This is a genomic window from Geomonas ferrireducens (assembly GCF_004917065.1).
GTDB lineage: Bacteria > Desulfobacterota > Desulfuromonadia > Geobacterales > Geobacteraceae > Geomonas > Geomonas ferrireducens.
In genome coordinates this window covers 613,891-625,194 of the sequence record NZ_SSYA01000002.1, presented here as the reverse complement: position 1 = coordinate 625,194, position 11,304 = coordinate 613,891, and the positions used below count along the sequence as shown (strand labels likewise).

General features: G+C 58.6%; 10 protein-coding genes. 4 read left to right on the top strand and 6 right to left on the bottom strand.

Annotation, left to right across the window (positions count from 1 at the left end):
• The first annotated feature begins 220 nt into the window (after positions 1 to 220).
• A complete protein-coding gene (locus E8L22_RS11525) occupies positions 221 to 1,045 on the top strand; it encodes a CvfB family protein (RefSeq protein ID WP_136525322.1) in 825 nt (274 codons plus the stop codon).
• Between the two features lie 87 nt (positions 1,046 to 1,132).
• Here E8L22_RS11525 and E8L22_RS11520 read toward each other — a convergent pair whose 3' ends face one another.
• Positions 1,133 to 1,807 (bottom strand): Bax inhibitor-1/YccA family protein, encoded by a 675-nt coding sequence (locus tag E8L22_RS11520; RefSeq protein ID WP_136525321.1) that lies wholly within the window; start codon positions 1,805 to 1,807, stop codon positions 1,133 to 1,135.
• A gap of 224 nt (positions 1,808 to 2,031) precedes the next feature.
• Here E8L22_RS11520 and E8L22_RS11515 point away from each other — a divergent pair, with 224 nt between their 5' ends.
• Positions 2,032 to 2,355: a hypothetical protein gene (locus E8L22_RS11515; RefSeq protein WP_136525320.1), complete on the top strand. Its 324-nt coding sequence runs from the start codon at positions 2,032 to 2,034 to the stop codon at positions 2,353 to 2,355.
• 76 nt (positions 2,356 to 2,431) lie between these two features.
• Here E8L22_RS11515 and E8L22_RS11510 read toward each other — a convergent pair whose 3' ends face one another.
• From E8L22_RS11510 to E8L22_RS11500, 3 genes are all read right to left on the bottom strand, one after another.
• The gene (locus E8L22_RS11510; protein WP_136525319.1) at positions 2,432 to 3,496 is read right to left on the bottom strand and encodes an NADH:flavin oxidoreductase/NADH oxidase; all 1,065 of its coding nucleotides are present in this window, start codon (positions 3,494 to 3,496) and stop codon (positions 2,432 to 2,434) included.
• Positions 3,497 to 3,617: 121 nt separating this feature from the next.
• A complete protein-coding gene (gene mutM, locus E8L22_RS11505; protein WP_136525318.1) occupies positions 3,618 to 4,430 on the bottom strand; it encodes a bifunctional DNA-formamidopyrimidine glycosylase/DNA-(apurinic or apyrimidinic site) lyase in 813 nt (270 codons plus the stop codon).
• Between the two features lie 12 nt (positions 4,431 to 4,442).
• Positions 4,443 to 4,625 (bottom strand): hypothetical protein, encoded by a 183-nt coding sequence (locus E8L22_RS11500; RefSeq protein ID WP_136525317.1) that lies wholly within the window; start codon positions 4,623 to 4,625, stop codon positions 4,443 to 4,445.
• Positions 4,626 to 4,974: 349 nt separating this feature from the next.
• On the opposite strand from E8L22_RS11500, the gene E8L22_RS11495 reads away from it, so the two are divergent.
• Positions 4,975 to 7,314, top strand: a complete 2,340-nt coding sequence (locus tag E8L22_RS11495; protein WP_136525316.1) for a PAS domain-containing protein — start codon at positions 4,975 to 4,977, stop codon at positions 7,312 to 7,314.
• 312 nt (positions 7,315 to 7,626) lie between these two features.
• Positions 7,627 to 8,331, top strand: coding sequence for a GntR family transcriptional regulator (locus tag E8L22_RS11490; protein ID WP_136525315.1), 705 nt, complete (start codon positions 7,627 to 7,629; stop codon positions 8,329 to 8,331).
• 13 nt (positions 8,332 to 8,344) lie between these two features.
• Here E8L22_RS11490 and E8L22_RS11485 read toward each other — a convergent pair whose 3' ends face one another.
• Positions 8,345 to 9,262, bottom strand: a complete 918-nt coding sequence (locus E8L22_RS11485) for a sensor histidine kinase (RefSeq protein WP_136525314.1) — start codon at positions 9,260 to 9,262, stop codon at positions 8,345 to 8,347.
• A gap of 236 nt (positions 9,263 to 9,498) precedes the next feature.
• Positions 9,499 to 11,277: an acyl-CoA dehydrogenase family protein gene (locus E8L22_RS11480; protein ID WP_136525313.1), complete on the bottom strand. Its 1,779-nt coding sequence runs from the start codon at positions 11,275 to 11,277 to the stop codon at positions 9,499 to 9,501.
• Positions 11,278 to 11,304: the final 27 nt, after the last annotated feature.

Genomic DNA, 11,304 nt, shown 5'->3' with positions numbered 1-11,304 from the left:
TGCAACTTGCAAACATAGTATGAAAGAAGAAGCGATGTCCATATAAAACATGGACGGCGGTGAGAGCGGAAAAGCCGGTTTGACAATGCTTTTCTCGTCCTCTCCGCCCAAGGGGCGCCGACGTGCCTAGAAGAGGTGAAAAAGATCGTTAGGCAGAGGGAGCGATTTGTTATAGTATCGGTGCCTCGCCGGCAATGCATTAGGAAAAGGAGCGAAACAAATGCTTGAGATCGGCAAGTACAACCGTCTTGAAGTTAAGAAACTTAGCGCTATCGGCGCCTATCTGGACTCGGAGCTTGGGGAGATCCTGCTGCCGACCAAGTACATGCCTCCCGGGTTGCACCACGGCGAGCACCTGAAGGTATTCGTCTATCTCGACTCGGAGGACCGCCTTATCGCCACCACCCTGGAGCCCAAGGCACAGGTCGGCGAGTTCGCCCTCCTCGAGGTGAAGGACGTAAGCCGCGTCGGCGCCTTTCTCGAGTGGGGGCTGGAAAAGGACCTGCTGGTACCGTTTAGGGAACAGCCCCGCCCGATGCAAAAAGGGGAGAGGTACATGGTGCGGGTCTACCTCGACCCGTCCGGCCGCATCGCGGCTTCGGCGCGGCTCGCCAAGTTCCTTGAGAAGTCCCCGTCTGGGTTGAAAGAAGGGCAAGAGGTGCAACTCACCTTGTACGAATTCGGTGACCTAGGCGCCAAGGCGATTATTGACGGGCGCTACGACGGCCTCTTATTCAGAAGCGAGCTTTTCGGCAGTTACCAGGTGGGCGACACCCTTTCCGGCTATATCGGCAAGATCAGAAACGACGGCAAGATCGACGTGACTTTACGCAAGTCAGGAAAACAGGACACCTCCGGTGGCCGGGAAACGCTGCTGCGGATTCTGAGTGAGCGCGGCGGTTTTCTGCCGATCGGGGACAAGTCCCCTCCGGAACTTATCGCAGAGATGTTCAGGATGAGCAAGAAGAGCTTCAAGACCTTGATCGGAAACCTCTACAAGGAGGGAGTCATCGAGATAACCAAGGACGGGATCAGGTTACGCTAGTCGTGTCGCAACGATGAAAAGAGCCCCGGGTGGTCTTCACGCCGGGGCTCTTTTTGTTTCTTCGCCAGGGGGGGCACCCCGCCGGTGTTACCTGCGGTTACCGAAGAACCTGAGCAGGAGGAGGAACATGTTGATGAAGTCGAGGTAAAGGGTGAGTGCGCCGAGAATGGCCCCCTTCCCTCCCGAGCCGCCCATCTGCTTGATCCTCTGCGTGTCGTAGGCGGTGAGACCCGTGAAGACGATGACGCCGCACAGGCTCATGACCCAGCTGACCATCGGGCTTTGCAGGAAGATGTTCACTAAAGATGCGATCACCACACCGACAAGCCCCATGAACAGAAAGCTTCCCCATGAAGAGAGATCGCTTTTGGTGAGGTAGCCGTAGAGGCTCATGGCACCGAACATGCCGGCTGTCACCAGAAAGGTCGACGCGATGGAGGATTGGGTATAGGCGACGAAGATCGTGGACATGGTGACGCCGTTCAAGGCTGCATAGAGCAGGAAAAGGGCGCTCGCAGTGGCGCTGCTGATCCTGTTGATGGCACCGCTAATGGCAACAACGAGGCCGAGTTCGCCGAAGACAAGGGCGTAGAAGAGAATCCGGTTACCTAAAATGGCCTGTAAAAGAACCGGCGAAGATGCGGTAATCATGGCGACGAAGGCGGTAAGGAACAACCCTCCCCCCATCCAGCCGTAGACGCCACGCATCACTGTGCTGTTTGCGATGGTTATGGTTCTGTACTGCGTCTGGTATCTTTCCATTGATGCTCCTTGTGTGTCCGACTCTTTTAGAACCGGAGGTCATGTTCGTAGTTTCGGCCCAGTCGTTATTTATACCATTACAGCTTGCACCAGGACATCAAAATAAACACCACCGCCTGATTTTTCAAGAGGGCGTGATACAATCTAGGCTTTCGTTTTCGCGAGCGTCCAAAGAAGACGCCGCTACTACGGCTTTTTGCCGCACATATAAAGGAGGACGTACCATGTTGAAAAAGTTAGCCATCCTTGTCTGTCTTATGTCGATGGTTCCGGCTGCGGCCGGCGCCCAGGATGTAGCCCTTCTTGCCCAGGCGCAGCCTGCGCAGGAGGCACCTGCCACGGTGAACCTCATGCCCCAGGAAAACCGTACCGGCGTGACCCTGGCTGCGAACGATATGCAGGGGACCCGGGAGGAGCGCCCGAAAAAGACGCACACCGGTCTTACTTTCAAGGAATTCTGCGACGTCCACTTCGGCGAGTACCGTTGGGTGTACTGGGTCGGCGCCGTCGCGGCGATCGTGGCCATACATGTGGTGGCCGCAGACTAGCGTCAAAAAAGGGGGGCAGGAAAAACTTCCTGCCCCCCTTCCCCTAAGCTCCCCTACCCTTTACCACCTGTAAATCCTATTTCGCCCTTTCATACTGCAAGGGCCACGGCAGATCCACCCCGAGTTCCTTGGCGGCATGCAGCGGCCAGTATGGGTCCCGCAGCATGGCGCGGGCAAGCAGCACGGCGTCGGCAAGCCCGGTGGCAACGATCTGTTCGGCTTGAGCCGGGTCGGTGATGACCCCCACGGCCCCGGTGGCGATCCCCACCTCCTTCTTTATCTCGGCAGCAAACGGCACCTGGAAGCCTGGACCAAACGGGGGCATGGCCTCCGGGACGAGTCCTCCTGAGGAACAGTCGATAAAATCGATCCCCATTTCCTTGAGCGCACGGACGAGGTATAGCGTCTGCTCCAAGTCCCAGCCACCCTCCATCCAATCCGAAGCGGACACCCGGACGAACACGGGGAGATGTTCGGGCCAGATGTCGCGCACAGCCTTCGCAACCCTTAGAGGGAAACGGCAACGGTTCTCAAGCGACCCGCCGAAATCGTCGCTGCGCCGGTTCGAAAGAGGCGACAGGAACTCATGCAGGAGATATCCGTGCGCCATGTGGATTTCCACGACCTCGAAACCGGCATCGATACTGCGGCGGGCCGCTGCGGCAAACTGGCCAAGGAGAGTCTCCAGATCCTGAACGGTGGCTTCCCTGGGAAGTACCGGTTCCTCTTTTGAGAAGGGGACCGCACTCGGGGCGATGGTCTGCCAGCCGCGGTTTCGGGCGTCGACGGGGCGTCCCCCTTTCCACGGGAGATCGGTGGAGGCTTTGCGCCCAGCATGGGCCAACTGGATCCCCGGCACGGAGCCGTGCTCCTTGATGAAACGGGTTATCGGTGCGAAGGCTGCGGCGTGCTCGGCGCTCCAGATGCCGCTGTCGTCAGGCGAGATCCTTCCCTGCGGCGTCACCGCGGTGGCCTCCACCATGACCAGTCCTGCTCCCCCGACAGCACGGCTTCCGAGATGCACCATGTGCCAGTCGGTAGGGAGCCCGTCCCTGCTCGAGTACATGCACATCGGAGAGACGAAGATGCGATTTCTGATGACCAGTTCGCGCAGGGTAAGCGGGGTGAAGAGACGGCTCATGTTGAGATGACCTCCAGGTTGGTTTGACATCTGCGGCAGTTTACCAGGCAGCGTATCAATTTCAATGAGAGAGGAAGAAAGCATGCTCTAAGGACTCGACATGCCGTCGAGGGCTCTGCGTTCAACTCTGACAGTGAGCGCAGAAAAAAGTGGAGCGGTTGCCGAGCCTGCCCCGTTGAACGGGTGCCCCGCATTTCCGGCACGGTTTCCCCTCCCGGCCATAAACGTAGAGCTCTTGCGGAAAGTAGGCGAGTTTCTCTTCGGCGCGGGTGAAGTCCATGCTGGAGCTACCGGTGGCGATGGATACGGATAGCGTCTCCTTGACGGCGTCGACGAGGGCCGCGCATTGGGCCTCAGTGAGGCCACCTGCGAGGGTGTCGGGGAGCATGCGGCAGCGGAAAAGACTTTCCGCCGCGTAGATGTTCCCGATCCCGGCTACAACGGCGCTGTCCATGATAAAGCGTTGGATGGCAACCTTCCTGTTGCGGCTCAAACGGTACAGATACTCGGTGTTGAAGGCACCTGTCAGTGGCTCCGGGCCGATCTTTCGCAAGAGCTGATGCTGCATGGGGTTCTCGATGGTCCAATGGATCGAGCCGAAGCGACGGTAGTCGTTAAGCCGCAAGACGAGCCCCGAGTCGAGTGCAAGATCGAAGTGGTCATGTGGCCCGGGTGCCGCCGTGGCAGACACAAGCCTCAGATGCCCGGTCATGCCGAGGTGAAGCAGCAAAGACCCGTTGGGACACTCGATGATCAGGTATTTGCCACGACGCAGCACCGACGCTATGGTCTGGCCGCACAGCAGTTGCGGTAGTCCCGCCGGGACCATGGCGCGCAGCTTTGAGCTGTGCACGGAAACCGCACTGATGCGGGCACCGGTAAGGGCACGGGTGATACCGAGACGGGTGACTTCGACTTCCGGCAATTCAGGCATCGAGGTTCCTTTTTACTTTTCGAGCGGCATCGGGTTGCAGACGTTCTCCGGGGAGTTTGCCTCAACTCCGCAGGTAAAGCAGACCACGGTGGGGTTTTTCGTTATGTGTTCGATTTCTTCAAAGCGCCCCATGCTCTTAAGCATGCATATATGTCCTTTGTGCTCAGCTCCACATTGGCAGATTTTAGTTTCCATGACGTCTCCTCGTCTCAAAATGGCCGATCCGGCTCTCAGAAGGTACTGCAAAAGGGCATTTGCAGTCAATAGGTTCCGTGGTTTCTGGCACAAGGTCCGAGCAGCCGTGTCCTCATGCACAGTATCTAGAAAATTTTTTCATAATTTACAGTTGCCACAGGAAAAAAATGTGGTTATATTAGAAAGCATTGTTAATATCAATCTTAACAGACGACCTGCTGCCTTCACAATGCCAGACACTGCCGGCACTAACAGTAACAAGATGATGGCTGTGCATGCTCCCTGCTACCTTCCGGGAAAACGGCTCGACGTTATGAGGATGATCATGATTGCCCAAAGGGGTAAAGACATGAATCGAGTGACGCATCTGCAAAACCACCTAAAGAACCAGCTCCGGAACACCTCCGCCAGCCGGGCAGGGAACCCCACGCCCCCTACCCTTTCCTGGGAACAGGTTTTGTGCAACATTTTGGAGCACACGCCGTTGGGGCTTTACTGGACCGACCTCACCGGAGAGGTGCCGTTTCCGTCCGGCGCGACGACCAGGGAAAACAGGCTCCGGTTGACTGCGGGGGAGCGCAAGGCGCTCACTGAAAGCTTTCGCTGCGCCATGGAAAATGAGGCCCAGTGGTCGCAGCGGTTTTGCCGGCGCACCGCCGATGATCGCGTCCGTTGGCTGGAGACCGTCATTGCGAAACTAAAAGATGAAAACGGTACCCAGATCGGCTACCAGGGGTTCACCACTGACGTGACGCACGAGGTTCATGAAAAACACGAGGTGGCGGTCAACGAGGAGCGCCAGCGGCTTGCGATCGAGGCGGCCGAACTGGGGATCTGGGACCTGGACGTCTTGGCCGGCAGCTGTTTCTTCAGCCCCTACTGTTACCAAATGCTCGGCTACGCCCCAGGCCAGATGCAAGGGAGCCTGGCCGACTGGATCAACATCATTCATCCGGAGTACCTGGAAAACGCGCGCAGGTCGCTGGAGGAGTGCATTGAAGGTCGCATCGACAAGTTCGAGCTCGAATTCCGTTTGAAGACCAACGAGGGGAAGTGGCGCTGGTTCCGTTGCACCGGCAAGGCGGCGACGAGGGATGCTTCGGGCCGTGGTTTCCGGCTGGCGGGCACCCTTTTGGACGTCAATCAGGCCAAACTGATGGAACACCTGCTGCGCATGGAGCATGACCTGCTGAACCTGATCACGGCAACAAGCCCCGTGGGTATCATGTTCATCGAGCCCGACGGCAACACTGCTTTCGCCAACCCAAGAGCGGAAAGAATCCTGGGGCTTGCCAAGAAAGAGATGCTGATAAGCGGGGATTGGTCCCTTTTAAGGACGATCCGTTCGCCGGAGAAAGACGGCGGCGAGGAGGAATCGCTGGAAGATGTGCTGCGACAGGGAGTATGCCTGCAAAATACCTGTTTTCTCTTCACGCGTCCCGACGGTTCCAGCGTTTTTCTCTCGATAAGCACAGCACCTTTTCTTGACAAGGCGAGCAAGGTGAGCGGCACCGTAGTGACCCTCGAGGATGTAACTGAACAAAAACGGCGCGAACAGGTCATCTCGGACAACGATCACCTGTTGCAGGAAACCCAGAGGATAGCGCAACTCGGAAGCTACGTCCTGGACCTGGAACAGCAGCATTGGGGATGTTCCAGCAAGCTGCGTGAGATCCTCGGCATCAACGAGCATTATCCGATGACCCTGCAGGGGCATTTTGACCTCGTCCGCGAGGAGTTCCGTGCCCGTTTCGTTGAAAGCTACCGTTCGGCAATCGCCCACTCACGCCCGTTCGAGATGGAGTACAAGATCAAGAGGCACAGCGACGGCGAAGAGCGTTGGGTGACCGAGTGTTGCGAGGTGACACGGGACACAGCGGGCAAGAAACGGCGCATGATCGGGACGATAAAGGACATCACGGAACGCAAGGCGGCCGAAGAGGCGATCCGCAACCTCAATAACGAATTGGACCGCAGGGTCATCGAGCGCACTTCGCAGCTCGTTGCGGCGAAGAAAGAGATCGAATCGTTCAGCTATTCCGTATCTCACGACCTACGTGCGCCGCTCAGGCACATCAACAGTTACAGCTCGATTCTGGTTGAGGAACACGGCGCCGCCCTGCCGGATGAGGCACGCTACTACCTGGAGCGGATCTGCACGGCAAGCAACAGAATGGGGAAACAGATCGATGACCTGCTCGCCCTCACCCGGGTAGGTCGCGCCATCATGAAACGCACCAATTTCAACATCAGCCAGCTAGCCGCGGAAGTCGTGGACATGATCCAGGACGATGATGCGTCCAACGCGGCCGAATTCGTCGTGCACCCAGCGATCAATGCCTACGGCGACGCCGCACTGGTGCGCCTCGTGCTGCAGAACCTGCTAGGCAACTCGGTGAAATACTCGTCTAGGAATCCAAACCCGCGCATCGAATTCGGTCAGACCACGGTCAACGGCGCTTCCGTATTCTTCGTCAGGGACAACGGTGTCGGCTTCGACATGGCCTACGTGGAAAAGCTGTTCCAACCCTTCCAGCGCCTGCATGGCTCGGAATTCGAGGGGACCGGCATCGGGCTCGCGACGGTGCGGCGCATCATCGAGCGCCATGGCGGGAGCATTTGGGCCGAGGGGAAGGAAGGCGAAGGCGCGACCTTCTACTTCACCCTGTCTCACCCACGCAAGGCCTGAGAGGGGGGGCACCCCCCTCTCGGACTCGCAGCACAGCTCTTCGCATTTATAAAACAGCGTCCAACAAACTCACCGCAACGGTATCCCACCGTCACTCCAGTTGTCAACGCTGCGTCCCTCACAGCCAATGCACCCCCCACCCCCCCTTTACAATTCACCCTTATACGACACTTTTTCTTCTTACCCGCAAGAAAAAGAGTTGTTATTTCAACAAAACTATGTTTTACAATTAACAAAACTCCGGATGCCATGAATAGCGACACCGCAACTAGCGCGACAAGAGTTGCCTGCGGTATCACATGCGAGGGCTTTATGAAAAAAAGCTGCCAGATGGTGGAGAGGGCCTTGGTGGAAGAACTGCTTAAAGGGGAGTTCAAACCGGGGTGTCCGCTGTCGAGTGAACGGGAACTTGCGGCGAGGTTCGGGGTTAGCAGGGCGACGGTGCGGGAGGCGCTTCAAAAACTGCAGAGCGCCGGGTGGATCTCGGTGCAGCAGCGCCACACCACCGTAGTCAACGATTTTTGGTCTCACGGCGACCTGGAAATCCTCTCCTCGATAACGAGAAACAGCGAGGAGTTCCCGCCCGATCTGGGCGCGCACCTGCTGGAGTTGAGGCTCCAGTTCGCCCCGGACTATGCGCGCAGGGCGATCGAAAACAACGCGGCCGGGGTCGCTGCGATCCTTAGCAAGGCGGAGAAGTTGCGAAACTGTGCCTCAGCACTGGTGAAGTTCGACTGGGAGTTGCACCTGGCGATGGCCGTCATGTCAGGAAACCGTGTGTACCCGCTCGTACTGAACAGCTTTTCCGGCGTCTACTCAAAGCTCAGGTCTTCGCTTTTCACCAAAGAGAAACACCGGCTGCAATTGCGCAGCTACTACCGCGAGATGCTCGCCGCGGCAAGTGCCGGCAACGCGCTGCTGGCCGAGAACATCACCCGCACGGCGATGCTCTTCAGGTTGAACGATTTCAAGAACTGTTTCGCCCCTCTGCAGGGGGAACTGCCGGCCCCAGCCTGAACCTTGGCCGTTTTCACGTGGCGATGGTGAAGTAAAAAGAAGCGCCGGCGTCTGGCTGCGCCTCTGCCCAGACCCTGCCGCCATGGCGGTGCACGATGCGCTGCACCGTCGCAAGTCCGACCCCGAGCCCCGGGAAATCCTCCTCGCGGTGCATGCGCTGAAACGGGCTGAAGAGCCGGTCGGCGAAGCGCATATCGAACCCGACACCGTTGTCGCGCACGAAGAAGACGCGCTCTCCCCCCTCCTCTTTGCTCCCCACCTCGATGATGGCGGGGTCGCTCCTCACGGTGAACTTCCAGGCGTTGCCGATCAGTTGTTCAAGGACGGCTCTCATAAGGACCGCGTCACCGTGCGCGTGCAGATGCTCCTGGATCTTGAACTCCGCCTTCCTTGCCGGATCCGCCTCCTTCAAAGTCGCAGCGTGACTCGTTGCCATCTGGCTCAAATCGAGGTTGAGCAGGGTCATCTCCTGCCGCCCGATCCTGGAAAGCCCAAGGAGAGCTTCGACCAGGTTCTCCATTTTCCGGCCCGCCCTGACGATGCAATCGAGGTAGCTAAGCGCTGTGGGTTCCAGTTTGTCGCCGAAATCTTCCTGCAAAGCGTTGCTGAAGCCGATCATATGCCTGACAGGGGCGCGCAGGTCGTGGGAGATGGAGTAACTGAGGGACTCAAGCTCGCGGCTCACGTTGTCCAGAGAAGCCTTCAGGCGTACCGTCTCGTCGTGCAGGCGGCCAAGCTCCCGCTCGGCTTCGGCACGTGCGGCCTGCTCCTGCTTGAGCTTCGCCTCCACTTGCCCCAGACGGAGTTCCAACTCCTCAGAGTTCCCCTGCGTCTCGTGCCCGGTGTCGCGCTTTGCGACGGGCTCAGCCGCGGCCGCAGCCGTGGTCCCATGCTTTCCGTGCTCATCAACGACGCTCTTCGGCCCCGCCATCTTTCCCTCCCTACGCTACTGGCACAGAGAATCTTAAAACTCTCTTAAAGGGACATTGTGCCACAAGAATTGCCTTCAGACTATCCCCGAAAGCATTATTTTTGTTCTAAAGAAAGACAATGTCAGAAAAGGGTGTTAGTCAGAGAGTCTGTACGACCGGCATAAGTTTTTTCTGAAAACTACATGAGCCGGCGACACGGCTGTGTGCGCCGGCTCATTGTGCACTACCTGCTGTGCTAGAAGGGATATCTTTCGGACTCTATGACCGCATCGGCTAAAAGCCGCTTCGCATCCAGAAGACCGGACGCGTCGAACTTGGTGAAGCGTCTGACTGCTCCCAGCAAGACGGCGAGGGCATCCCCCTCTTCCACGTAGAAAGCGGCCTTGCGTGCCGCGGAGGCCGCCTGCTCGTTGGCGCTGAAGGTGAAGGTAAGGACCGCTGCGGCAACGGTTTTTCGGCGTGCTTCACTGAGAGCGGGCAGGATCTTCTCCGCGCGCAGCACTACGCTTTCGAGCGCGAAGATTCCGATCACCACGTCGGCAAGAGCCAGGAGAAGCTCCTGTTCCTCCTTGATCCGGGCCTGGTATTTCCGTGCCGCGGATCCCGCCAGAACGAGGAAGAGCTGCTTGAGGCCTGCGAGGAGCGCCTTTTCACGCGCGAAGGTAACCGTTTCGTCGAACTCTTCGAAGGACGGTGTGGTGAGGGCATCGAGCGCCTTCATCGCCTCGCGCTCGAGCGGAAGCTCGCCTTTCATCGCCCGGGTCAAAAGGGTACCCGGGATGAGCAGGCGGTTGATCTCGTTGGTCCCCTCGAAGATCCGGTTGATGCGCTCGTCCCGGTAGTAGCGCTCAGCCGGATACTCCTGAATGAAACCGTAACCGCCGTGTATCTGCACCACCTCGTCGGCCACGAAGGCGAGCACCTCGGAGCAGAACACCTTGGCGATGGCGCACTCCATGGCGTACTCCTCGATGCCACGCTGGTAGACGTCGTAGTAGTTCGGGGTTTCCTTCGGGATGGTGGCGAGCCGGTCGTCGATCAGTCCGGCAAGGCGGTAAACGAGCGATTCGGAAGCGAAGATCCCGGCGGCCATGTCGGCGAGTTTCTCCCGGATGGCCCCGAACGAGGCGATGGGACGGCCGAACTGCTTTCTCAGCACCGCATACTTCGCGCCGTCGGCCAGGGCGCCCTTGGCCGAGCCGGTGACCGCCGCGCCGAGCTTGAAGCGTCCTACGTTCAGCACGTTGAAGGCTATCTTGTGCCCCTTGCCGATCTCACCCAAGAGGTTCTCCACGGGCACCTTCACGTTGTCGAGGATCACCTGGGTGGTCGATGATCCCTTGATCCCCATCTTCTTCTCTTCCGGGCCGACGCTCACCCCTTCCATGCTCCGCTCGACAAGGAACGCGGTGAAGTGCTCCTTGTCGATCTTGGCGAACACGGTGTAGAGGTTGGCGATGGCGCCGTTGGTGGTGAACTGCTTGGTGCCGTTCAGGATGTAGTGGCTGCCGTCGGCGGAGAGGGTTGCGCTCGCCCGGGCCCCGAGGGCGTCACTGCCGGACTCGGGCTCGGTGAGGCAGTAAGCCGCCACCCACTCCCCGGTGGTCAGTTTCTCCAGGTAACGCGCCTTCTGCTCCTCGGTGCCGTAATAGACGAGAGGTAGCGTCCCGATGCCGCTGTGGGCCGCATAGACTACCGAGAAGGAGCCCGAGCCGGAGATCTTCTCGGCCGCCAGCATGCTGGTCGCCTTGTCGAGCTCGAGGCCTCCGTATTCCTCGGGGACGTCGATCATGAGGAGGCCCAACTCGCCGCAGCGGCGCAGCAGGTGCACGACCTTCTCAAAGTCCTGGTGCTCTATGTCGTCCCGGACCGGGATCACCTCATTGGTGACGAATTGCTCGGTGGTGGCGCCGATCTGGCGCTGCTCGTCGCTGAAATCCTCAGGGACGAAGACGTCGTCCTTGCCCGCTTCGGTGATCAGGAATTCCGCTCCCTTGAATATTCTCGCTGCCATGACACACCTCACGAAATGGTGGTTGCT